This window comes from Pusillimonas sp., from assembly GCF_044464525.1.
In the GTDB taxonomy this organism is placed as follows: Bacteria; Pseudomonadota; Gammaproteobacteria; order Burkholderiales; family Burkholderiaceae_B; genus Pusillimonas.
This window is the reverse complement of the sequence record NZ_JBIQLE010000005.1, coordinates 32,997-56,398: the sequence shown is the minus strand read 5'-3', so window position 1 is coordinate 56,398 and position 23,402 is coordinate 32,997. Positions and strand designations below refer to the sequence as shown.

The window sequence follows — 23,402 nt, the reverse complement described above, 5'->3', positions numbered from 1 at the left end:
CTTTTGCTGATGGCTGGCTGACGTGCTTCCATGGCCTGAAAATGGATTGCTGCATGAAACTTCTGATCGTCGACGACCATGGCCCGTTAAGGGGCTTGCTGGGTGAACACATGCAGCGCTGCGGCTTTGTCGTTGACTTGGCAAGCACGGGCAGGCAGGCCATGGATGCCATGGAGGTGGCCCGCTACGATGCCATCATTCTTGACCTGGGCCTGCCCGACATGGATGGCATCGAGGTATTGGCCGCCCGCAACGCCAGCCGCAACGGACCAGTGCCCTGCATCGTTCTTACCGCACGCGATGCGCTCGAAAGCAAACTGGCGGGCCTGAACGCGGGTGCGGACGATTATGTGCTCAAACCCGTCGAGGTGGCGGAACTCGAGGCGCGCGTCCGCGCGGTGTTGCGGCGTTCCGCCCACGGCTTCATCGCGCTTACGCAGGGTAATCTTTCCTACGAGCCGGAATTTCGCCATGCCACGGTGTCGGGCAAGGTGCTGCGCCTGCCGCGCCGCGAAGCCATGCTGCTCGAAGAATTGCTGCGCTCGGCGCCCCGTCTTGTGATCAAAGACGTTCTCGAAGAGCGCCTGTATGCGCACAGCGAAGGCGTGACGCTCAACGCCGTCGAGGCGCTGATATCGCGCCTGCGGCGCAAGCTCGAGGCCGCGGGTGCGAGCGTCCACATCGATACTGTGCGAGGTTTGGGATACCGGTTGGTTGCCGGAGACGGGCATGTGCGCCCATAGTCTCCGATGCCGGGTCCTGGTTTCGCTGCTGGCCGCGTTCTTGCTGGGTTTTGGCGTGCTGGCCTACCATTTGTTCGATACGCGCGACCAGTTGCGCCGAGGCATGGTCTACATCCATGCCCAGGAAATCGCCGAGGATTTCTTATCGCATCGCGATCCCAATCGGCTTCCCTTGCGGCAGCGGGGCGGTGAGATGTCTTATACGCTTTACGACGGCGATGGCAAGGTCTTGTGGTATTCGAGCAATCTCGAGCGGCCGCGCCGTCTCAAGCAAGGCTCTTTCGCCGAAGAGGCCAGCCGCTTCCGCTGGGCCATGCACAGCGGGCGAATCATCAGTGTTCCGGTTCCTCTGCACGACGGTTCCATCCTGATGGTGGCCAAGGAAGATCGCCTCGAGAGCAGGATGATAGAAAATTTTCTCCAGACGCGGGTGTTGCAGGGGCTGCTCGTCCTGGCGCCCTTCAGCTTGCTGGGGCTGGCGCTGGTGCTCGCGCTGTTGCACTGGACCTTGCGTCCGGTCAGGCAGGCGGCGAGGCTGGCCGCGGACATCGGTCCGCACGATCCGGGGCGGCGCATTCCGCTGGACAAACTTCCGCGCGAGATCATGCCGCTGGCCAAGGCGGCCAATGACGGCCTCGAGCGTTTGTCGCAAGCCTATGCGTATGAGCAACGTATTGTCGCCGACGCAGCCCACGAATTGCGCACGCCCCTGGCGGTGCTGAGCCTGCGGCTGCAAAAATGCGACAGCGGCGGCCCGGTCGACTGGGATACGGTAAAACGCGAAGTCGTGCAGGCTTGCAAACTGGTCAACCAGCTTTTATTGCTGGCCCGTGCCGATTGCGGCTCGCAGGACGCAGCGCTGGCGGGCTCGCATCGCACGCATCTGCCGCGCATCGTGCGGGAAGCCGTCGCCAAGCTGCTGCCCTTGTTTGATGATCGCGGGCGGGTCGTCGAGGTTTTCGCAGGGGTGGAGGCGGAGGCTGTCTGGGTCCTGGGCCATCCGGATCAATTGCGCGAAGCTGTCCGCAATGTGGTCGAGAATGCCTTGCATCATGGTGCGGGCGTTGTGCGGGTACGCCTGCTTGCATGCGACGACGGGCTTGCAGCCGTGGATATTTCCGACGAAGGCGAAGGTATTCCTTTGGCATCTCAGGACGAGCTGTTCCGCCGCTTTCGCAAGGGCAGGCAGGATGGCGACGGCTCGGGGCTGGGCCTGGCCATCGTTCGCCGCGTCATGCGCAATGCCGGAGGGGACGCCTGTTTCGTCCAGTCGGCGCCGTGTGTGCTGCGCCTGACCTTCGCCATTGCGAACTGAGTCGCCCGCACGTCAGATTTCAGTCAGAGTCAGTCCTTAAAATTCCCTGGTTTCAACAAATAATAAGATTGATTCGTATTTAGTCAATCTGCCGGTTTGGCTTGAAATAACCGAGAAATTCAGAAATAGAGGGGAATCATGTTTGTTCGTCGATCGACTCGCGCCGGGTGCCGCCTGCCCAAGCGTCATCGCCTTGTATACGCCACCGCGGCCCTGGCCGCCTTGGCGCTGCCCGCCTCGGCGACGGGCGAAGAAGTGACGGTATTGCCCAACGTCGTGGTCACCGCTTCGGGTTTCGAGCAGATGATCGCCGATGCGCCGGCCACCATCACGGTCATTCCCAAAGAGGAATTGGAGGGAAAGGCCTACCGCAACATCACCGACGCGCTCCAGGATGTGCCCGGCGTGTCGATCGAGGGCGGCGCCGGCGGCAAGCTGGAAAACACCCAGGTGAACATCCGCGGCATGGGAGAGCAATACGTGCTATTCCTTGTCGACGGCAAGCCGCTGGGCTCGTCCTCCGAGGTGTATTACAACGGCTTTGGCGGAGGCGCTCAGGCCAATTGGCTGCCGCCCGTGTCGGCCATCGAGCGGATCGAGGTGATTCGGGGGCCGATGTCTTCGCTGTATGGCTCAAGCGCTCTGGGCGGGGTGATCAACGTCATCACCAAGAAAGTCTCGGACACCTGGACAGGCAGCGTCACCCTGGACACGACCATGCAGCAGCATTCCGAAGCCGGCAACGCCTACCAGGGCCGGTATTACCTAAGCGGCCCCTTGGTCGATAAACGCCTGGGCCTGACCGTGTACGGCTCGCATTTTCGACGGGCAGAGGACGACATCGAATCCGGCTATGCGGACCAGCGCATCACGTCGAACAACGCCAAGCTCGACTGGATACTGACGGACAACCACAGCCTGCAATTCGAGGGCGGAATCACCACCACCGACAACCTGCGCACCGCAAAGTCGGGCACCCCCATGGACATGGACAACAAGCGGGTCCACTACGGCCTGACCCATGACTGGAAGTGGGGCTCCAACGCCAACACCAAAACCTATGTCTTGAGCGAAGACGTCACCATCGTCAACAGCACGAACGAGTCGGAGTACAAGTCCACCATTTTCAACACGAAGTCGGTGATGCCGTTCGAGTCGCATGTGCTTTCGGTGGGCGCCGAATACAAGAAGGAGGAAACCCTGCACGATGCGGATCGCTTTCCGGGTTCGAAGACACTGAATCTTTCGCGTTGGCAGGCCGCCGTGTTTGCCGAGGACGAGTACTACCTGACCGACAGCTTCGCCCTGACAGGCGGCGTCCGCCTGGACAAGAACGAGCATTACGGCAATCACGTCACGCCCAGGCTGTACGGCGTGTACCACCTGAACGACAACCTGGTGCTCAAGGGCGGAGTCAGCGGCGGCTTCCGGACGCCGACGCTCAAGCAGGCCGACAGCAATATTGTCGAACAGGCCGGGCGCGGCCGTTCGTGGGACATGGGCAATAACGACCTTCAGCCCGAGCGCAGCACCAACTACGAGCTGGGCTTTGCGTGGACCACGCCCGAGCAGATGGACTTCGGCGTGATGGCCTACTACACCCGCTTCAAGGACAAGATCGACAAGCATTATGTTTGCAGGACTCCGGCCGGCGCCCCGCCAAGCTGCACCTACAACGGCGAAACCCGCGAAAGCATCCAGCAGTACATCAACCTGGATTCGGCCGACTTGAAAGGCGTCGAGGCCAGCTTCGGCATGCCTATCGGCGACGTGCGCCTGACCGCAAACTACACCTATTCAGACAGCGAGATCAAGAGCGGCGCCGACGCCGGCAAGCCATTCAACAATACGCCCAGGCACATGTTCAACCTGGGCCTGAACTGGACGGCCTCCAGCCAACTGGGCGTATGGGGCAAGCTGAAGTTCAAGAGCGACACCATCGATGGCGGCGAGGATCGCCTTCCTTCATACACCTTGGTGGACGTCGGCGCCAACTATCGCTTCAATCGCAACGTAAGCGGATTCGTGGGCATATACAACGTGTTCGACAAGAAGATCGAAAGCGAAATGTATGGAAAGCACCTTGACGGCCGCCGCTATTACGCCGGCCTGACCGTGGACTTTTGAGCCTGGGGACGCCCGCCGTCGTTGCGCGGAGCGGCCTTGAAACCTTTGGCGCGGGAGATTATTCCGGCGCCATTTTTTTGTGACGACGCCTTAAAACCCGCACATCGACACGAAATTGGCCCATTGCACCTTCATGTCGGGGGTGAGGTGGCCGACGAAGGCCAGCGCCAGCACCGCGGCCAGCAATGCCAGACCGGCCACCCGGGCGGGCTTGAAGCGCCGGGGTTTGTTTTCATGCGGCAACTGGCTGGATGAATCGTACATGGTATCGACCTATGCAACTAACAAGGCTGGCAGCGATGAGGCTGCTGGTTCATGGCGCGCAGCGCATGGCATGGAGGCGAGCGCATCAAGCCGCCGCCGGCGCCGCCAGCGGCCTTTCCTTGATGGGCAGGCAAAGCACCGCGGCGAGGAGACCCAGCGCAATGCTGACCATCCATACCATTGTATAGCTGCCGGTGGTTTGATAGGCATAGCCGCCCCACCAGACCCCTACGAAACTGCCCACCTGATGGCCCAGGAACGCGATGCCCGATAGCGTGGAGGCGTAGCGCAAGCCGTAGATCTGCCCGATCAGGCCCAGGGTAAGCGGCACTGTGCCTAGCCAGAACAAGCCCATCCAGGCGGCGAACACATAGACCACGAATGGGGTCATGGGCAGGGAAATCAGCCAGATGATGCCGAAGACGCGCAGGAAATACACCCAGGCAAGAAGTGTCTTCTTGCTGATGCGTTCGCCCAGCTTGCCTGCGCCGTAGCAGCCGAAGATATTGAACAGCCCGATCAGGGCCAGAGCCGTTGCGCCGTGGCCGGCGTTCAGGCCGCCGTCGGTCAGGTATGCCGGCAGGTGCAAGGTAACGAAGGCCGTATGGAAGCCGCAGACAAAATAGCTCCAGAACAGCAAGTGGAACGATTTGTGGGCCAGGGCCTGGCGGACGGCGCCGCCCAGGGAAAGCGTGCCGGCAGGAGTGTCGGGACGTCCCTTCAAGAATACGGCAAGCGGAATAGCCGCGGCCATGAGTAAAGACATTACCCACAGCGCGCTCGTCCAGTCGGTGCTGGTGATCAGCACTTGCGCTCCGGGCACGATAAGGAACTGCCCAAGCATGCCTCCGGCACTGGCCAAGCCCATGGCGGTGCTGCGGTAAGCCAGGGGAACGGCACGCGCCACAACGGGCAGAATGACTGGAAACGTGGTGCCGGCCTGACCCAGGCCCACCAGCAGGCCGGCCGTAAAGTAGAGTTGCATCTCGGTATGCGAGTAATACATGCCGAACATGCCAAGTGCATACAGCAACGCGCTGACCGCGATTGTACGGCCCGAGCCGAAACGGTCGGCCAATATGCCCATGAATATCGAGCCCACGCCCCAGAAAAGATTCTGGATGGCGAAAGCCATCGAAAATACATCGCGCCCCCAACCGTTTTCCAGTCCCATGGGCTGCATGAACAGGCCGAAGGTGGCGCGTACGCCAAGCGAAAGCAGCGCAACCAAGGAGCCGATATACAAGGTGCGTGCGTAGGAGGCTTTAGGGGAGGGGGACATTGAAGAGAAACAATAAAAGAAGTGTCCCGCACCAGAGCAAGTGCTTTGGGTACGAGAGTTTTGCATCGGGATTATACGGACTTCATCGTCTAACCGTCCGATTCGCACGACTATTGACTTAACGCAAACGCAAGGCTCGGATAGTATCCTTGACGGCACAAAACTGGGCTAATGTTGCTTCTTTGCCTTGTTCGAGTCTTTACGCCGGAGAGTATCGCCATGAGACGCGCTTTTTCTTCTTTGTTAGCTTTGCCCGCCTTGCTGGTCGGTGCAACCGCCTTTGCCCAAGCCCCAAACGTTGACGAGCTTCGTGAACTCGCAGGTCGGCTGTTCACGCCGATTCCGCAGGTACAAGAAGTGATCGAGCAGAGAAAGCTTTCTGGCGACCAGATTGAATTGGGCAAATGGCTGTTCTTCGAGCCCCGCTTGTCCAGCAGTCATATCATTACCTGTAATACCTGTCACAGCGTGGGCACGGGCGGCGCCGACAACATCCCCACCTCCATCGGCCACGGATGGCAGGCCGGTCCGCGCAACTCGCCCACAGTGTTCAACGCGGTGTTCAACGCCGCCCAGTTCTGGGACGGTCGCGCGGCCGACCTGGCGGAGCAGGCCAAGGGCCCGGTACAGGCTAGTGTCGAAATGAACGCCACGCCCCATCATGTGGAAGACACGTTGAAAAGCATTCCGGCTTATGTCGACTTCTTCGCCAAGGCCTTCCCGGGCGAGGCCGACCCGGTCACGTTCGACAACATGGCCAAGGCCATCGAGGCTTTCGAAAGTACGCTGGTTACGCCCAACTCGCGTTTCGATCAGTTCCTGGCGGGTAAGGACACCATGGACGACCTCGAAATCAAGGGCCTCAGCCTGTTCATCAACAAAGGCTGCGTAGCCTGCCATTCCGGCGTTAACGTCGGCGGCCAGGGTTACTTTCCCTTCGGTGTCATCAAGCGCCCCGGCGCCGACATCCTGCCGCCCGACGACAAGGGCCGTTTCACCGTCACTGCAACAGCATCGGACGAATATGTATTTCGTGCAGGCCCCTTGCGCAACATCGCCCTGACGGCGCCGTACTTCCACAGCGGCGAGGTCTGGGATCTTGAAATGGCCGTGGCCATCATGGGCACCAGCCAACTGGGTCAAGAGCTTAATGGCGAAGAGGTCAAGGCCATTACCGCCTGGCTGCACACCCTTACCGGCGATCAGCCGCAGGTCGAGTACCCCATCCTGCCGGCCAGCACGCCCGAGACGCCTCGTCCCACGATCATGTAATGGTGTCGCCGGGATAAGCAAGCGGCCGGCACACGCCGGCCATTGCCTTGTGTTGCATGGAGTTATTCGGCGTTTGCTGATAAGCTTGCCGAACTAGCGGGGCTGGTCTGCCCCTTCGGTATGTCATGTATGACTGCGAGGAGAACAAAATGGACCGTCGAAGCTTTTTGCTTGCCCCTCCCGCCCTGGCCATCGGAGCCCTGGGTCTTCCTTCCACCACCCTGGCCTCACCGGCCGCCATCCACAGCAAGACCACGCTTTTGCCGCGTCGCGGCAAGGGGCCGCGCATTGTCGTCGCCGGGGGCGGATGGGGCGGCATGACTGCCGCGCGCTACTTGCGTCAATATATTCCCGACGCGGATGTCGTACTGCTCGAGCGTAACCCGACCTTCTGGTCGGGCCCCATGAGCAACAAATGGCTGATCGATATCGTCGACACCGATTTCCTCAACCACGACATGCTCGATCCGGCTAATCGGTACGGCTACACCTTGATCAACACCACAGTTAACGGCATCGAGCGCGACAAGAAAACCGTCCGCACGACGCATGGCGCCATTGACTACGACTATCTCATTTTGTCTGGCGGCATCCGGGACGCCTACGATGCCTGGTTTGGCGACGACCGCTACGCCGCCGAATATACGCGCCGACATTTCCCGAATGCGTATATACCGAATGCCGAGATGATGGCCTTGAAGCGTAAATTCAAAGGGTTCAAAGGCGGCACTGTGGTCATGACCCTGCCCCCGCCGCCACATCGCTGCCCGCCGTCGCCATATGAACGTGCTTGCCTCATTGCCTGGCATTTCAAGACGAATAATATTCCCGGCAAGATTATCATCCTCGACCCTAAAGCCAAGATCGCGCCCATTGGCGAGGGCTATCGCGCTGCATTCGAAGAGCTATACCCCGACATCATCACCCACGTGCCCAACGCCGCGGTCAAAGAAGTCGATCCTTTCAACAAGCGCATCAAAACGGCCGCGGGCGATTTCGATTTCGACCACGCCATCCTTATGCCTCCGCACCAGGCGGCAGACATGGTCTGGTATGCCGGCCTCATCGGCAAGGGGCCCGATGGCAAGCCCACCGGCTGGGCCGACATCCACCCTCGCCTGTTCACCGCCAGCGATGACGACGACGTCTATGTGGTAGGCGATGCCATGGGGGCCATTTCCGACCAATTCGGTCACTATCCCAAAAGCGCCCACGTGGCGCATGCCATCGGCAAGATCGTGGCAAAGAACATCGCCGAGCGCGTGGCGGGCAAAGAGGTCGTTCCAGTTCTGCCCGACAACCTTTGCTACATGATGGTCAACGGAGACCCTCAAGAAGAAATTTCCGTGGTCTTCGAGTACGAGGTCGACCCCACCGGAAAAGTGCTGCAATCCCAGATAGACATGGACGTGCGTTCGGCCGATCTGGTCGCCAAAGATTTTGAATGGATCAAGAGCCGTTTCAATGATTTTCTCTAAACAGCACGCCAAGGGCTTCCGAACGCGCCGCCGCCTGCTCGAAGGTGTGGCGCTGGGCCTGGGCGCCGCGCTGGCCTCGCCGGCGCTTCGCGCACAGCAAAGCCAGCCGGAACTAAAGGGCGCCGATCCGGCCGAGGTTCAGGCCATCGTCGACGCCTTTCTGGATGGCGCCCAATCGCTCAACGAAGGGCTGAAGCTCGACATGCCCGTTCTGGGCGACAACCCGGCGGCGGTGCCGGTCAAGGCGATACTCGATGTGCCGATCACGGCCGATTCCTATTGCAAGGAACTGGTCATCATCGCCGAGGGCAATCCCAGGCCGATGGCCTGCCGCTTCCAGTTCACGCCGCTCGCGGGCACGACCGAAGTCGCCGTGCGCCTGCGCCTGATCGAAACGCAGTCTATCCAGGCCTTGGCGCGCATGAGCGACGGCCGGGTCCTGGCGGCTCGCCGGCACATCACGGTTACGGCCGGCGGATGCGGAATGTAGGAATCCAACGCAAATGAGCACTCCCCGTATATGGATCAGCAACGACTCTCCCAAGCAGGGCGAGGTGGTGCGTGTACGCGCTCTGATCGAACATCGCATGGAAAGCGGAATGCGGCTTGGCCCGGACGGCAAGACGATAGCGCGCAACATCGTCTCGAAGTTCGAGGCCAGGCTCGACGACGACCTGCTGTTCACCTGGGAACCCGAAACCGCCGTTTCGCAGAACCCTTATATCGAGTTTACTTTCGTGGCCCGCCGGTCCGGCGAGCTGCGCATGGGCTGGATCGACGACGCGGGGACGGTGGTCAAAGGAAGCAAGCTGCTGTCGGTTGTCGAATAGCGCCGGCAGGTTGCTAAAGAGCAGCTGGCGGCGAGGAGGCGGTTTTTTGGTCTCAAGGGGGCGCGGGCTCGCCGGCGCTTTGATGAAGGTAGTGGCTGGCGCGCCAGATATGCCGGCCGGTACGCTCGAGCCAACGGTAGATCTCGGTCGTGCGCAGGGTAAGCGATGCTTGGCTGTCGGGCGCCGAGCCCGCAAGCAGTTCGCATCGCGCCTCGCGCAGCAGATCCGCCTGGGCGGCGGAGCCCGTTTCCAGCTCTTGCAGCCATGTTGCCGGCGCTTTTCCGTCCAAGCCTTGTCGCGCGGTTTCGGCCATGTTCATGGCCCGCGCCAAGGCGGCACGGTAGGCCGGGTTCTGAAAATCCGTGCCGTTCGCCGCCATGCCCTGGATGCGTCCAAGCAGGCGCAGCAAATGATCGACGGCATGCAGTTGCGCGCTGCGCCGTTCGTTCATGCGCTCGTCGTCCCATGGAAGCTGCATGCGCACCATGAACTCATAGGCTTCGTCCAGTATCTTGTCCATCCGCCGCAGTTCTTCGGCCGCGGAGACCGGCATGGATTTGTCCAGGGTTTGGCGATACAGGTCGATTAGCCGGCTGGCGACGTCCAACAGAGTGCGTTGCGAGGTTTCGAGCGCCACCGCCGGCACGCCCAGCAGGCTTGTGTCCAGATGGTGCTCGAGCTGTGCGATACGCCCTGGAACCAGCCGCTTCACCAATGCGGCGAATCGATCTGTGAACGGCAGGGCGATCAATGCGCCAATGGCGATGAAGGCGCTATGGAAGGCCGCCAGCGCAATGGCGCCGGGAACCACGTCGATGTAGGCGCCTGCGGCATGCAGGGCCGGCAGAAGCCAGGGCAGCAGCAATAGGGCGATCAGGCCCGAGGCCACATTGAACAAAATGTAGGCCACTGCCGTTCGCTTGGCATAGACGGTGGCGCCGATGGACACCAGCGCGCCGGTCAGGGTGGTGCCGATGGAGGCGCCGATCACCACGGCGGCGGCCTGATCGAAGTTGACGGCGCCTGCATCCAGGGCCGTCAGTGTCATGGCGATGGCGGCGGTCGAGGATTGAAGCACGGCGGTCAGCGCGAGGCCGACCAGCATGATCAGCAGGTAGGCGCCGTAGCCGCCCGCCGGAAGATGGGCCAGGCTGAACGAGGCGGCCAGCCCCTGCATGCCGTCCTGCAGCGTGCTTAGGCCCAGGAACAGCATGCCGAAGCCCGCCAGGGCGCGGCCCAGGTCGCTGCCTCTTCCCCTGGCCAGCAGTTTCATCAAGGCGCCGATGCCTATCAGGGGCAAGGTGTAGAAGCCCAGGTTGATCTTCAGGCCCAGGCCCGACACGATCCAGCCTGTTGCGGTGTTGCCCAGGCTTGCGCCGATCACCACACCGATTGCCTGTGAAAAGGTGATCAGCCCCGCGCTGACGAAGCCGATGAGCGTCACCGTGGTGGCGGTGGAGGACTGCGCCAGCGCGGTGACCAATGCGCCCGAGGCGAAAGCCTTGATGGGTCTGCCAGTAAGTGTCAGCAGCACGCGCTGCAGCGATCCGCCGGCGAACGCCACCAATCCTTCGGACAGCAGCATCATTCCGATCAGAAAAAGACCAAGCCCCCCGGCAAAGGGGAAGATAATGTCGAGCATGGGGCTGCGGATTGAAGATGAAAGTCGAAGTATAGGTCCGATTGGGCGGCGGGCCGCGTAGAATGCGGGGCCGGGTCGGCAGCGGCGGAGCGCCATTCGGGGGCGGTTGCGCCCGCGCTGGGCGGCCGTGACGCGAGTAGAGTAATAGCGGCGGGAGATGCCTGTGCGGCAGGCATACCAAAGGAGGACGACGTGGGTTTATTGCATAAGCGGTGGCGGCGATTCGCATCGGGTGGTTTGTTCTTGGCGGCGGTGGTTGCCGTCGTGTTCATCGTTTTTGCGCCGTCGGGGCTAACCGGCCAGGCCCAGTTGGTGCACGAAGAGCCCTCCGGGTTTTCCACCGTGGTGGTCTACGAACGCTATGGCGAGCGCTGCATGAGCTTCGAGAGCATGGACGCCGATGGTCGCCAGACCTGCTTTCAATTGTCCGACCCGGACAAAATGGTGTTTGAATACACCCGGATGATGACCAGCGCGTTGCTGGTATTGCCGCAGCCGCGCAACATTCTGATTATCGGTTTGGGTGGCGGCACGCTGCCCACCGCCTTGGCCCGCATCGCGCCCGATGCCGTCATAGACAGCGTGGAAATCGACCCGGCGGTCGTCAAGGTGGCGCAATCTTATTTTGGCTATCAACCCGGGTCCAGGCAGCGCGTCTTCGTAGAGGATGGCCGCGAGTTCGTCGAGCGCGCCGCCCGCGAAGGCCACAAATACGACATGGTGATGCTCGACGCCTTCGACGTGGATTACATCCCGCGTCACCTGTTGACGGTCGAATTCTTCGAGCAAATCAAGTCGATCTTGTCGGAGCAGGGCGTGGTGGCGGGCAATTCATTCGCCGGAAGCGAACTGTATGACCGAGAGTCGGCCACCTATGGCCAGGTATTTGGCTCTTTCTTCAACCTGCGCGCCCGGCTGGACGGCAACCGCGTGATCATCGCCGTGCCGTCCGGCTTGCCCGCCGACGAGACCCTGCAACAGAATGCCGCCGACCTGGCGCGGCGACTGGAGCCTTTCGGCATCGACGCATCCCTCGCGCTGTCGCGGTTTTCCAGGGTGGATGATTGGCCCCGAGACGTGGAGCCGCTTAGAGACTGATCCGCCCGGTCAATGCAGGGACGTCTTGTCAGGTGCCCAGCCAGCCCTTGGTGGAAATGTCGAACACGATGCCGTCGGGGTCCTTGAATTTTTGCTCGAAGTTGTGCTTTTCGGGGTCGCCAAGGCTGAAGAAGAACTTTCCGCCATGTTGTTCGATGTTTTTTGCCGTTGCATCGGCGTCTTCGACAATAAAGCCGAAATGGTGAGAGCCCACGTAGCCGTCCATCGCGCTGCCCGGCGAGCCCTTGAGCAGCGCCAGGTTCACCACGCCGTCGCTCAAATAAACGCCCGAGCCCATCTCCAGCGTCTCTTCACCCACCCGCTTCAGCCCGAACACATTCTGATAAAACTTGGCGGCGGCTTCAAGGTCGGTGACACAGATGGCGAAATGCCTGAGTTTGGCGGTCATGGCTGGGCTCCTGGGTTGATGTTCAAAGCATGGTGGCGAGCCATGCTCGGCACCACTCCTTTTTACACGATTTTGGGTGCATTGATTCACTGGCGCTGTTGCGCCCAGGAAGAATCACCAGTGAAAAATACATCCGCTGTTGTATACAGAACCTTGTATGCCCGTCTCAGGGCGATGGCGCCAGCGGTTCGCTGAAGGACCAGATGGAATTGAAGAAAGTAAGGTTGAGCGTGGCCAGTTCGCGGCTTTCTATGATGAGGGCGTAGTTCTCTACTTTGGATGAAACGTAGGTGACCGTGTCATCGTTGATGTACATGGACATGCTCAGGTCCACGCCTTTTGGAGCGAAGCGCACTTCGCGGTACGCCTCGGTGGGCCAGATGTTGTCGGTTTCGCGCGCGGGCGACCGAAGCACCTTGAGTTCGATGCGTTTGCGGATGCGCTCGGCGATGAAGCCTTCCATCCATTGCAGGCCGGGCACTTCGCGAAGCTCGTGCATCGACAAGATGGCATACAGCATTTTCGATCGGCACTCCAGGGTTTCCCACAAGGCGCGCTCAATGCCTTCTCGTCCCTCGTACAGGCGGGTGCGCGGCCGGCTGGAACTGCCGTTGTAGATGGAGCGCAGTTCAGGCACCAGCTCGTTGAGCATCATGCGCTTGCGTTCCCAGTCGCGTATCAGCACGGCGGGATCTTCGGCGACGACCTTGCGCACTCCCTTGCTTGCGCTGGTTTGGCTGAGCAAACCTTTTTGTTCGAGTCGTTCGAACAGGTCATATCCATTGGTGCGGGAAACGCCGGCCCGGGTGGCGATATCGGCCACGGGTGCGGCGCCCAATTGGAGCGCGGCCAGGTAAAACCGTTGTTCTTTGTCGTCCAGGCCCAGGGCTGTGAGTCGTTCTAACATGTTCATTAATATAATGTCGATTAATCTCGACAACAATTTACCATAAAAAAACCTTAAAAATAAGGCATTTAGTAGGGGTTATCACCATATGATCTACATTTTTGTCGAAATTATTTGACCTTTGTAGCCGGCGCTGGATACACTGCATTCCAACATCACGCACATTCTTAATCCAGGAGGGAGATCATGCTGCGCAAGTTCGCTATCGGTTTTGCCGCTGTGGCTGCACTATCCGGCACATCGTTCCAGGCAACAGCCGAAACCATCAAGATTGGGGTGGTCCTGCCACTAAGCGGCCCCAATGCCCAGTTCGGCATCAACGCCCGAAACGGCATCGAAATGGCCCTTGAAGACATCAAGCAGGACGGTACCGACGTCAAGCTTATCTATGCAGATGTACCCGAACCCAACGCGGCTGCTTCGGCGGTTCAGCGTCTGGTCAGCCGCGAAAACGTGTCCGGCGTTGTTGGGGCGTTCGTCAGCTCCATCACTTTGGCCGCGTCAGAGGTAACCGAGCGCACCGAAACCCCAATGATCACGCACTCGTTCGCCGACCAGATCACCAGCCGCGGCTATAGCTATATTTTCCAAGTAAGCCCCAAGGCCACCACGTTCGGCGAAAAGCAGTTTCAGTACGCCATCGATGTGGCCGAGAAAGCGGGCGAAAAAATCGACAAGATCGCCATCTTCTACGAAGACACGGCTTACGGTACCGCTCAGGCCAACGGTATCCGTAATGGCGCCAAAGCGGCGGGTATCGACGTTGTGATTGACGACGCCTATCCGCTGGGCATTACCGACGTGGCGCCTCTTATCAACAAGTTGCGTCGCTCTGACGCACAACTCGTGTTTCCCGTGTCGTACTTCAATGACGCATTGTTGATCATTCGTACCATGCGCCAGCAAAAGATCGATTTGCCGATTGTGGGCGGCGCCGCAGGTTATATCGTGCCCGATTTCCAGAAAGCTCTGGGCGAATTCTCTGACGATGTCTATTCGATCGCGCCGGCCAACTATGACGCCGTTCCAGACATCGCCGAGCGTTACAAGCAGAAGCACGGCGTCTTCATGGCCCACGAGTCGATCATGTATGGCGCGGCCTTGCAACACATGGTCGAAGCTGTAAAAGTTGCCGGCAGCACCGATTCCAACAAGGTGCGCGATGCCATTGCGGGCCTCAAGAAGTGCGACGGCTTCTCGGCCGGTATCCCTGGCGGCTGCACTGCGTTCGGCGAAACCGGGCTCAGCTCCACGGCATTTCCCATCTTTGTCCAATGGCGCGGAGAGGAACTGCTGACGGTGTATCCGGAAGAAGCCGCCACTGCACCGGCGCGCTGGCGCGGACAAGAGGTCAAGTGATCGCTCGGGCGGCTACTTACACAATAGGCTAGAAAGGCGTTTTCATCATGTCCGCATTATTACAAACGCTTGTCGACGGAATCCTGATCGGGGGGGTCTACGGCGTAATTGCCGTGGGGCTTTCCCTGGTCTTTGGCGTCCTCAAGATCGTCAACTTCGCGCAAGCAGAGTTTCTTATGATCGGCATGTATGCCGGTTGGTTCGCCTGGGCGTATCTGGGCTTGGATCCGATTCTGGGCGCCTTCGTCGCGCTTCTGATCGGTTTTGCCCTGGGGGCAATCTGCCAACGTTTATTTGTACAGCACATCCTCAATGCTCCCGCGGTGGCCCAGATCTTCCTGACGGTCGGCTTGCTGACCGTACTTGAAAACGGTGCTCTGCTGGTGTTCGGTTCCGACTTCCGTTCGGTGCGCACGCCATACCAGACTATCGCGCTCGAACTCGGGCCGATCTTTCTTTCCGTCCCCTATTTGGTCGCCTTCGTTGCGGCTGTCTTGATATCGGTTCTTTTGTTCCTGCTGCTGAACCATACCTGGCTGGGGCGGGCTATTCGTGCAACCTCGCAAGCAAAGGATGCGGCTCAACTTTTCGGCGTGGATACGCGCCTTATCTACACCATCGCCTTCGGCTTGGGCACGGGGCTTACCGCCTTTGGCGGGGGCATCATTCTCTCGTACGCTTCGGTTAGTCCGACGGCAGGCGCGCAGTTCGTGGTGTTGATGTTCACCGTGGTGGTGTTGGGCGGGCTCGGCAGCGTGATGGGGGCGCTGGTCGGCGGTGTGCTGGTTGGCGTCATTCAATCCGTTTCCACCCTATTCATGCCAATTCAGCTGCAGAACCTCGTCTTGTTCGTCATATTCATCATTGCCTTGGCCTTTTGGCCGCAAGGACTGCTGGGGAGGGCCGCCCGATGAAACGTTCTTTGTTTTTGGTCGGCCTCATCGCCATAGCGGCGATTATCCTGGCGCTTACTCTTGACCCGCGCGGCTATGCCCTGCGTGTTGTTTGCCTGATTCTGCTGGCGGCCACTTTAGGTCAGTGCTGGAACATTGTGGGCGGTCTGGCGAACCAGATTTCACTCGGGCATGCCGCCTTCTTCGGCATTGGCGCCTACAGTTCGACGGTGCTGCAAGTGCAGTGGGGCATTACACCCTGGCTGGGCATGTTCCTGGGGATGTTGCTGGCCATGGTCGCAGCTTTCATCCTGTCCTTACCCACCATGCGCCTCAAGGGCCCTTATTTTGCCCTGGCTACACTCGCGTTTGGCGAGGCCTGCCGAATCCTGGCAACGGCACTTCCGGGCGTCACGGGCGGGCCGCAGGGCATTTCGGTTCCTTTCGTCGGCGATTCCTGGGCAATGATGCAGTTCAAGGGCGCGGGCAACTACGTGTACTTGTTCGTGGGGTTGTTCCTTGTTGTCAGCATCGTATTTGCACTGCTCGCCTACGGCAAAATGGGTTACCTGCTGCGTGCGGTACGAGAGAACGAAGAGGCGGCCGAGGTGTCTGGCGTCAACACGCTCAGGGTCAAGCTTATGGGCAGCTTGATTTCCGCCGCACTTACCGCCGCGACGGGCACTTTGTTTGCCCAGTTCACCTTCTTCTTCGACCCTGAAAGCGTCTTCAGCTTGTCTCATATTTCAATTCGAGCCGCGCTTATCGCTATTGTCGGGGGCGTGGGTACGCTGGCGGGTCCGATCATCGGGGCCCTCCTTATCGTTCCGCTCGAAGAAGTCCTGACCACCTATTTTTCAAATGATGCGGCAGGAATCGCGCCCTTCATCTTTGGCCTGATACTGGTGGCGGTCGTCATATTGCGTCCGCGCGGGCTGGTATCCATATTCAGAAGCCGCCGCGGCAGCGGCGTGGAGCCGGAGGCTGCCGGCGAGGCGACAGGACAAGGTTCGGGCTTCGCATCGAAAGCACGTGCAGGAGCCAAGACATGACCGTATTGCAGACGCAAAACCTTACTGTTCGTTTTGGCGGCCTCGTCGCAGTCAATGATGTTTCCTTTACTGTTGAACCGCAAGAAATCATTGGCTTGATCGGCCCCAATGGCGCGGGCAAGACGACATTGTTCAGCATGTTGGTTGGCTTGCAGAAGCCCACCCAGGGCGCCATCCATTTCGATGGAGAGCGTGTCGATGGCAAGCGGCCACACGTCATCGCCAGGCAAGGCATGACCAAAACGTTCCAGAACACGGCTTTGTTTCCCGAAATGAGCCTGCTCGATAACGTCACCACCGCGGGGTTGCTGCGCCACCCCTTGCGCGAAGCACGCGCGCTGGCCATGGATTGCCTCGATCGGGTGGGGCTTAAGCGCTTCGCGGACGTAGACGTGGACGACCTGACGTTTCCGCAGCGGGCGCTTGGCGAAGTGGCGCGGTCACTGGCCACTCAGCCGCGTGTGCTTCTGCTTGATGAGGTCATGGCTGCGTTGACTCCCATCGAGATGGACACAGTCATTCAGACCTTGCGCGAGCTGCGCGACCGTGACGGTTTGACCCTGATCGTGGTGGAGCATCACATGCGCGCCATCATGCGGCTTTCCGAAAGGCTGCTGGTGCTGAATTTCGGCAAGCTCATCGCCGATGGGTCTCCTTCCGAAGTGTCGCGCAACGAAGACGTCATCAAGGCCTACCTGGGAGGCGATCATGCTCAACATCACTAAGCTTACCGGAGGCTATGGCGCGCGGCCCGTGCTGCACGAGGTCAGCCTCAACGTTGCCGAAGGAGAAACGGTAGCCATACTGGGCGCCAACACGGCGGGCAAATCCAGCATCATCAAGGCCATATGCGGCTTGCTGCCCAAAGTACAGGGCAGCATCCAGTTCAGTGGACGCGATCTCATCCGTCTGCCGGCGCATCGAAGGGTTGGTCTGGGCATGGCATGCGTACCCGAAGGCCGGCACGTCTTTCCCGAAATGAGCGTATACGAAAACCTTTTGATGGGTGCATACCATCGGCGCAGGGCGTCGCTGGAGTCCGGATTGAAGCGCTGCTTCGATTTATTTCCTCGCCTCGCAGAGCGGCGTGACCAAGCCGCGGGCACGTTGTCTGGCGGTGAACAGCAAATGGTGGCGTTGGGCCGGGCATTAATGGCTGATCCCAAGTTGCTGCTGCTTGATGAGCCCAGCCATGGTCTGGCGCCGATGATGGTCGACGAGGTGCACCAGGCCATCCTCAAGGTCAACCAAGAGGGCATAGCCGTGCTGCTAATTGAACAAAACGTGGCCAGCGCGCTGAAGGTTGTTTCGCGCGCCTACGTGCTGGAAAGCGGGCACATTGCCTTGGAAGGCACGGCGCGGCAACTCGAGGAGAACGATGAAATCCGACGGACATATCTGGGCATCTAAGGAGTAGAACAACGTGTCAAAGTTTGTAGCAGCAGTGGTTCAAGCGTCGACAGTGGCGGCTGATACCGCAGCGACGGTTGAAAAGGCGGCAGATCTAATAGCAGAGTGCGGCAGGCGGGGCGCCCAGTTGGCGGTGTTTCCCGAGGCATTTATCGGCGGCTATCCAAAGGGGGCGAATTTCGGCATATCCATAGGCCGGCGCACCTTTGAAGGCCGTGAAGAGTTCCGGGCGTATTTCGAACATGCCATCGCCGTGCCAGGTGCAGAGACCCTTGCCATCGGGCAGGCGGCGCATGATGCCGGCATATTCGTCACCATAGGCGTAATCGAGCGCGATGGCGGCACCCTGTACTGCACGGCGTTATTTTTCGGACCCGAGGGCGAGCTATTGGGTAAGCGTCGCAAGCTCATGCCCACCGCCGCCGAGCGTTTATGCTGGGGGTTCGGCGATGGCTCCACCTTGGCGGCAGTGCCCACACCCTGGGGCAATATGGGTGCAGTAATCTGCTGGGAAAACTACATGCCGCTGCTGCGCACCGCCATGTATAACCAGAATCTCGCGATTTATTGCGCCCCCACCGCGGACGACCGCGATACCTGGGTTCCAACGATGCAGCACGTGGCTCTCGAAGGCCGTTGCTTTGTTTTATCGGCTTGCCAATATCTCACCCGAGATCAGTTTCCCGACGTGTTCCAGAACCATATCACTGACGATGCCGGTGAAGTGCTGATGCGCGGCGGCAGCGTCATCGTCGATCCTTACGGAATGGTTCTTGCCGGACCCGATTTTTCGGGCGAGTGCATATTAACAGCCGAGCTGGATACCAAGGATCTGGTCCGCAGCAAGATTGACTTTGATGTGGTGGGCCATTATGGCCGCCCCGATGTGTTCCAGCTTACCATCCAGGACAGGGCCATGAAGGTAGTACGTTCTGCATCCGAAGGCTAGCAACAGGAGACATGTAAATGCCTTTTCACATTGAATACGATAGAACCGTTCCGGCCCGGCGCCCGGAAGGACACCAGCCGGCCGCGCCTCGGTTCTCGCTGCGCTGGAATCGCCCGGTGCCTGCTCTGGCCAGCGTGTATTTCGGCATTCAGGCCAAGCCGCTGGATTGGTCGGTGGAAAACGCATTCTACGAAATGCTGCGCGGCATGTTCACAGGGGAAGATGCGCCGGAATCCTACGAAATAATGCGCTGCGAAGATGAGGCCGGCTATACCAACGGCATCGTTGCGGCTTACTGGACCGATCCAACCCGCTATGCCCGCTGGGCTGAGCAATCTGGATTCCGCCAGTGGTACAACCAAGAGAGCCATCTGGATGCCGGCGCAGGTTATTGGTGGGAAGCCATTGTGGTCCCATACGACCGCCACGAGACCATCTATTCCGGGCCAGACTATCGTATCGGTTTCGGTCGAACCCCCGATACAGTGGTGGTGCCCATTACCAATAATGGCTTCTTCGGCGCAGCTCGCGACCGCCTGCCGGTTTCCGCGATTGACGTTCTGGATGCACCCCTTGAGCCTGTGCCACACTCCAATCGCTCAACTCTGGGCCGGCACCTGATGGTGCAGGTGCCTCATAACGTCACCATTCTGCGCTCCGGCCAGTATTGGGAAGGCGCCGGCCAAGAGCAGTTGCAAGACTACATGGAGGCTCTTCAGCCCAAGCTTCTTCGAGGCATGCGCTATCTGGCTGAAAACAAGGCTGAAACCGGCTGCATGTCATTGCGCATCATGACCAACTTGAACGAAGACGGCAGCCCCCGGGCCGAAACCTCGGTGCTGGGTGCATTTTCTTCCATGCACAAGCTCGAAAAATGGGCTGCCAGCCATGAAACTCATCTTGATATCTACCGGCACGCCATCGCCATGAATCGCCTGCACAAAGAAAAGCGCGAGGTCATTACCTGGCATGAGCTTTTTGTGTTGTTGATGGGTAATTGTTTTGAGTACGTCAATTGCCATCCCCAAACCGGCATGCTGCAGTATGGCGTGGCCTGGCAGCGCGGTAGTCGCTAAAAAAGCGCCGCGCTTCGGTGTTCCGCATGCTTAAAGCGGCCAGATCAACAACAGCATCGGGACAGAGACTATGCCCAGGGCCACTTCCAGGGGCAGCCCCAGGCGCCAGTAGTCGCCGAACCGGAATCCGCCGGGGCCAAGGATAAGCGTATTGTTTTGGTGTCCGATGGGTGTCAGGAAGGCGGCCGACGCGCCGATGGCCACGGCCATTAAAAAGGCGTCGGGGTTCGCGTTCAACTGATTGGCCGTGCCTATGGCGATGGGACACATGATGGCGGCCGTGGCCGCATTGTTGATCACGTCGGACATCGTCATGGTAACCGCCAGCACCACCACAAGCGCAACAATGGCGTTGCCTTGGGCCACGTTCTCCAGCAAGAACACGGCAATTAATTGAGCCGCACCCGTATTTTCCATGGCCTGGGCCACCGGCAACAGCGCGCCCAGCAACACGATTACCGACCAATCGACAGACTCGTACATCTTGCGCAAAGGCAATACGCGCAACACCATTAATAGCAGCACACCCAGTAGAAAGCTGATCGCCGCCGGCAGCACGCCCACGGAAGTAAGGCCCACTGCCAATGCCATGATGGCGGCGGCGGTAAGCATGTTTTGGCGATTTGGCGTGCGCAAAGGGCGGGCTGCCAGCGGGGCGCAGCCAGTGTCCGAGGCGAAGTCTGAAATCAGGTCGCTTGGTCCTTGCATCAGCAGCACATCACCGTCACGCAGCGTCGTGTGGCGCACGCGGCTATGTATGCGCGATCCCTGCCGGGATATGGCCAGCAAGCTGATGCCGTAGCGCTTGCGCAGGTCAAGATCGGTGGCGCTGCGGCCCAGCAACGCCGACCCCGGCAAGATCACCAGTTCTACAAGTTCGGTGTCGGCCAGCTTGGCGGAACGTTCGATTTTCTTGTTCTGTTTCTCTTCGTCGGTTTGCCCGTCGGCGTCCGTGTCGTTTTTGTCGATCGCCTCTTCGGGGGCAGCCCGGTTTCCGGGTGGGTTGTCGTTCTCCACTTGTTCGCGGTCGTGTTCTACCTGTTCTTCATCTTGGCCATCATCTTGTTCTTGCTCGTCCGCCTCCTCATCGCTTTCTTTCGACTTATCTTCACCAAATACGAGCCCGAGGCTATCCAGGGCCTTGGCCAATGTCTCCGGGTCGGCTTCAATCAACACAACATCGCCTTCCCGCAAAGGACCGGCGGCATATGGCGATACGCGCACCTCGTTGCGCACCAGGCTGATAATTTGCGCGTCAGCTTCTTCGAGGGCGTTTTCGGCTTCGTTCAAGACCATGCCGATAGCTTTGGAGTTGGGCGCCACGCGCGCTTCGGTAAGATAGGCGCCGGTGTCAAAAGAGTCGGCCCCCGCACGTTCACGCGCGGGCACGATGCGCCAGCCGATCAGCCCGATGAAGAGCAGGCCGCCCACGGCCACCGCCACGCCCACCGGCGCGAAATCGAACATTCGAAAGCCGCTCAGGCCGTCATAGGTTCGAAAGCCGGAGACAATAAGGTTGGAAGGCGTGCCGATGAGGGTGGTCATGCCGCCCATCATGGTGGCGAACGACAGAGGCATCAGAACTTTGCCGGGCGCGATGCCCTGGCGCTGCGCCATCTGCATGGCGATGGGCATCAGCAAGGCCAGGGCGCCCACATTGTTCATGAAGCTGGACAGCACCGCCGCCAGGCAGCACAGGGCGGTAATGGCGATGGTCGGCCCGGTATCAGTGGGTAGCAAGCGTTCCGCCAGATGATCCACCACTCCCGTATGCAGCAAGGCGCCGCTAAGAATCAGCACGCAGGCCACTGTAACCACTGCCGGGTGCGAGAACCCCAGGAAAGCATCTTCGGCGGACACCAGGCCCAGAAGGACCGTGGCAAGCAGAGCGGCGGCCGAGACAATGTCGTGGCGCCAGCGGCCATATAGAAACAGGCCCAGAGTTGCAACGAGAACGGCCAATATCATCCACTGGGGCTGTGTCATTGAGTGCTTCCGTGATGGCTTCGAGGCGTGCCGTCACTGTACAGAAAGCGCTTATCACGTGCAAACGCCTTGAAATTCGCCTTGTCGCCCCCATATGGCTAACGGGTGCCCTGAATATTTATTTTCCGGCGCCGCTGGATACTCCGGCAGCGCCTTCTTTAGTGCGCCCGCTGTTACAGGAGGTTACGATGACTGTACCAAATCCCATATCCTGGAGCCACGGAAGTACTGCTCCGCCGCATTGCGCCTAGCGCGCGTTCCAAAGCGGCTTAAGCCGCGATCAAACCCCACTGATCTGGAAAACTCAGTAGTCACGACAGCTCGTGCGATATTTCGCGCGGGCCGATTTCGTTCGTCTTTTGGAGGGAGAATTGAGTACTAACAACAACCGACTCATCAGCATCATCATCGCCACGCACGAGCGTCCACAGCTTTTGCTGCGCACCTTGACCAGCGTGGCTAAGCAAACGTACCGGCCTTTGGAAGTGGTAATCGTGGACGATGGTTCCGGCCCCGCCACCCGCGAAGCCGTGCAACATTGGAAAAAGCAGGCCAGGCCCGAATTCGCCGTTCGTTATCAATGGCAGGAGAACCAGGGGCCGGCCACTGCGCGCAACCGGGGCGTGGAGGCCGGCCAAGGGGAACTGATCCAGTTCCTGGATGACGACGATCTTATGTGTCCGGATACGCTGGCTCATCTTGCCGATGCGCTTAAAGATGCGCGCAAAGGCATCGCGATGGCCTCTTATCAATATTGGGAGAACGGCAACCCATTGGGCGCCTGCATTTATCCGGAGGCAGTGGGCGCCGAGGACGCCCTTCGAACCATGATCCAGGGCACGTGGTTCGTGCCGATTCACGGATATCTCTTTACCCGTTCGGCTCTGGAGCACATTGGGCCGTGGAACCCGGTGCTGACCTCGCAGGAGGATGATGAGTTCCTGTTGCGGGCGGCTATGGCGCAGATTCCCTTATACCCGGCGCCGCGAGCCAAGGTGTATTACTGCCAGCACGCGGGCCCTCGACGCGCCTGCCCAGGTCAACCAGGAGAGGCCGTGCTGCAGGGCTTGAAGAAGCGCATGTATGCCGACCTGGCCATACGCGAGTCTGCTTTTGAAACGTTAAGCCAGTACAGCGACATGGAGCCTTATCGGATACCCTTTGCGCTGTGGCAGATGCGCTTGCGCAAGCGCTATTCGCCCGTACTGCATAAGCTGGAGCCGCAAAGCGAACTGCTCGAATGGCTGACGTCGTCAGTTGAAGAAGAAAACGATGCATCGGAGCCACCCCCGCCGGTTGCATCGGTGTAG

General features: G+C 59.7%; 22 protein-coding genes. 16 read left to right on the top strand and 6 right to left on the bottom strand.

Annotated elements, in window-relative coordinates:
* Nucleotides 1-53 precede the first annotated feature (53 nt).
* The 3 genes from ACIY1O_RS04250 to ACIY1O_RS04240 all read left to right on the top strand — a co-directional run bounded on the left by ACIY1O_RS04250 (nucleotide 54) and on the right by ACIY1O_RS04240 (nucleotide 4,185).
* Nucleotides 54-743, top strand: a complete 690-nt coding sequence (locus tag ACIY1O_RS04250) for a response regulator transcription factor (RefSeq protein ID WP_397473839.1) — start codon at nucleotides 54-56, stop codon at nucleotides 741-743.
* Complete coding sequence (locus tag ACIY1O_RS04245) at nucleotides 730-2,058, top strand: sensor histidine kinase (protein ID WP_397473838.1); 1,329 nt, start codon at nucleotides 730-732, stop codon at nucleotides 2,056-2,058. The genes ACIY1O_RS04250 and ACIY1O_RS04245 overlap by 14 nt, the downstream gene beginning before the upstream one ends.
* A gap of 138 nt (nucleotides 2,059-2,196) precedes the next feature.
* Nucleotides 2,197-4,185, top strand: coding sequence for a TonB-dependent receptor domain-containing protein (locus ACIY1O_RS04240; RefSeq protein ID WP_397473837.1), 1,989 nt, complete (start codon nucleotides 2,197-2,199; stop codon nucleotides 4,183-4,185).
* A gap of 90 nt (nucleotides 4,186-4,275) precedes the next feature.
* Here ACIY1O_RS04240 and ACIY1O_RS04235 read toward each other — a convergent pair whose 3' ends face one another.
* Together ACIY1O_RS04235 and ACIY1O_RS04230 are read right to left on the bottom strand one after the other, a co-directional pair.
* Nucleotides 4,276-4,449 carry a hypothetical protein gene (locus ACIY1O_RS04235; protein WP_397473836.1) on the bottom strand — a complete coding sequence of 58 codons (174 nt, stop codon included), beginning with the start codon at nucleotides 4,447-4,449 and terminating at the stop codon, nucleotides 4,276-4,278.
* 85 nt (nucleotides 4,450-4,534) lie between these two features.
* Entirely contained in the window at nucleotides 4,535-5,731 is a 1,197-nt protein-coding gene (locus tag ACIY1O_RS04230) for an MFS transporter (protein ID WP_397473835.1), read from the bottom strand.
* A 219-nt stretch (nucleotides 5,732-5,950) separates the two neighbouring features.
* Between ACIY1O_RS04230 and ACIY1O_RS04225 the strand changes: the two genes are divergently transcribed.
* The 4 genes from ACIY1O_RS04225 to soxZ all read left to right on the top strand — a co-directional run bounded on the left by ACIY1O_RS04225 (nucleotide 5,951) and on the right by soxZ (nucleotide 9,311).
* Nucleotides 5,951-7,003 carry a cytochrome-c peroxidase gene (locus ACIY1O_RS04225; protein ID WP_397473834.1) on the top strand — a complete coding sequence of 351 codons (1,053 nt, stop codon included), beginning with the start codon at nucleotides 5,951-5,953 and terminating at the stop codon, nucleotides 7,001-7,003.
* Between the two features lie 149 nt (nucleotides 7,004-7,152).
* Nucleotides 7,153-8,481 carry an FAD-dependent oxidoreductase gene (locus ACIY1O_RS04220; protein WP_397473833.1) on the top strand — a complete coding sequence of 443 codons (1,329 nt, stop codon included), beginning with the start codon at nucleotides 7,153-7,155 and terminating at the stop codon, nucleotides 8,479-8,481.
* Nucleotides 8,468-8,971, top strand: a complete 504-nt coding sequence (locus tag ACIY1O_RS04215) for a thiosulfate oxidation carrier protein SoxY (RefSeq protein WP_397473832.1) — start codon at nucleotides 8,468-8,470, stop codon at nucleotides 8,969-8,971. The genes ACIY1O_RS04220 and ACIY1O_RS04215 overlap by 14 nt, the downstream gene beginning before the upstream one ends.
* Before the next feature lie 13 nt (nucleotides 8,972-8,984).
* A complete protein-coding gene (gene soxZ / locus ACIY1O_RS04210) occupies nucleotides 8,985-9,311 on the top strand; it encodes a thiosulfate oxidation carrier complex protein SoxZ (RefSeq protein ID WP_397473831.1) in 327 nt (108 codons plus the stop codon).
* Nucleotides 9,312-9,363: 52 nt separating this feature from the next.
* Here soxZ and ACIY1O_RS04205 read toward each other — a convergent pair whose 3' ends face one another.
* Nucleotides 9,364-10,953, bottom strand: a complete 1,590-nt coding sequence (locus ACIY1O_RS04205; protein ID WP_397473830.1) for a Na/Pi cotransporter family protein — start codon at nucleotides 10,951-10,953, stop codon at nucleotides 9,364-9,366.
* A gap of 192 nt (nucleotides 10,954-11,145) precedes the next feature.
* Between ACIY1O_RS04205 and ACIY1O_RS04200 the strand changes: the two genes are divergently transcribed.
* The gene (locus ACIY1O_RS04200; RefSeq protein WP_397473829.1) at nucleotides 11,146-12,051 is read left to right on the top strand and encodes a spermidine synthase; all 906 of its coding nucleotides are present in this window, start codon (nucleotides 11,146-11,148) and stop codon (nucleotides 12,049-12,051) included.
* Nucleotides 12,052-12,079: 28 nt separating this feature from the next.
* Here the strand turns inward: ACIY1O_RS04200 and ACIY1O_RS04195 are convergent, their stop codons facing one another.
* A complete protein-coding gene (locus tag ACIY1O_RS04195; RefSeq protein WP_397473828.1) occupies nucleotides 12,080-12,460 on the bottom strand; it encodes a VOC family protein in 381 nt (126 codons plus the stop codon).
* Nucleotides 12,461-12,626: 166 nt separating this feature from the next.
* The gene (locus tag ACIY1O_RS04190) at nucleotides 12,627-13,373 is read right to left on the bottom strand and encodes a TrmB family transcriptional regulator (RefSeq protein WP_397473827.1); all 747 of its coding nucleotides are present in this window, start codon (nucleotides 13,371-13,373) and stop codon (nucleotides 12,627-12,629) included.
* A 180-nt stretch (nucleotides 13,374-13,553) separates the two neighbouring features.
* On the opposite strand from ACIY1O_RS04190, the gene ACIY1O_RS04185 reads away from it, so the two are divergent.
* Genes ACIY1O_RS04185 through ACIY1O_RS04155 form a run of 7 tightly spaced genes read left to right on the top strand, consistent with a single transcriptional unit; the run spans nucleotide 13,554 to nucleotide 20,106 of the window.
* Nucleotides 13,554-14,726 carry an ABC transporter substrate-binding protein gene (locus ACIY1O_RS04185; protein ID WP_397473826.1) on the top strand — a complete coding sequence of 391 codons (1,173 nt, stop codon included), beginning with the start codon at nucleotides 13,554-13,556 and terminating at the stop codon, nucleotides 14,724-14,726.
* 47 nt (nucleotides 14,727-14,773) lie between these two features.
* Nucleotides 14,774-15,640, top strand: a complete 867-nt coding sequence (locus ACIY1O_RS04180) for a branched-chain amino acid ABC transporter permease (protein ID WP_397473825.1) — start codon at nucleotides 14,774-14,776, stop codon at nucleotides 15,638-15,640.
* Nucleotides 15,637-16,671, top strand: coding sequence for a branched-chain amino acid ABC transporter permease (locus ACIY1O_RS04175; protein WP_397473824.1), 1,035 nt, complete (start codon nucleotides 15,637-15,639; stop codon nucleotides 16,669-16,671). Before ACIY1O_RS04180 ends, ACIY1O_RS04175 begins: the two co-directional genes overlap by 4 nt.
* Nucleotides 16,668-17,396 carry an ABC transporter ATP-binding protein gene (locus ACIY1O_RS04170; RefSeq protein WP_397473823.1) on the top strand — a complete coding sequence of 243 codons (729 nt, stop codon included), beginning with the start codon at nucleotides 16,668-16,670 and terminating at the stop codon, nucleotides 17,394-17,396. Before ACIY1O_RS04175 ends, ACIY1O_RS04170 begins: the two co-directional genes overlap by 4 nt.
* Complete coding sequence (locus tag ACIY1O_RS04165; protein WP_397473822.1) at nucleotides 17,380-18,081, top strand: ABC transporter ATP-binding protein; 702 nt, start codon at nucleotides 17,380-17,382, stop codon at nucleotides 18,079-18,081. Before ACIY1O_RS04170 ends, ACIY1O_RS04165 begins: the two co-directional genes overlap by 17 nt.
* A 13-nt stretch (nucleotides 18,082-18,094) precedes the next feature.
* On the top strand, nucleotides 18,095-19,030 hold the full coding sequence (locus ACIY1O_RS04160; RefSeq protein WP_397473821.1) for a carbon-nitrogen hydrolase family protein: 936 nt from the start codon (nucleotides 18,095-18,097) through the stop codon (nucleotides 19,028-19,030).
* Nucleotides 19,031-19,047: 17 nt separating this feature from the next.
* On the top strand, nucleotides 19,048-20,106 hold the full coding sequence (locus ACIY1O_RS04155) for a phenylacetaldoxime dehydratase family protein (RefSeq protein ID WP_397473820.1): 1,059 nt from the start codon (nucleotides 19,048-19,050) through the stop codon (nucleotides 20,104-20,106).
* Nucleotides 20,107-20,136: 30 nt separating this feature from the next.
* On the opposite strand, the gene ACIY1O_RS04150 is transcribed toward ACIY1O_RS04155, so the two are convergent.
* On the bottom strand, nucleotides 20,137-22,092 hold the full coding sequence (locus ACIY1O_RS04150) for an SLC13 family permease (RefSeq protein ID WP_397473819.1): 1,956 nt from the start codon (nucleotides 22,090-22,092) through the stop codon (nucleotides 20,137-20,139).
* A gap of 371 nt (nucleotides 22,093-22,463) precedes the next feature.
* Between ACIY1O_RS04150 and ACIY1O_RS04145 the strand changes: the two genes are divergently transcribed.
* Nucleotides 22,464-23,402: a glycosyltransferase family 2 protein gene (locus ACIY1O_RS04145; protein ID WP_397473818.1), complete on the top strand. Its 939-nt coding sequence runs from the start codon at nucleotides 22,464-22,466 to the stop codon at nucleotides 23,400-23,402.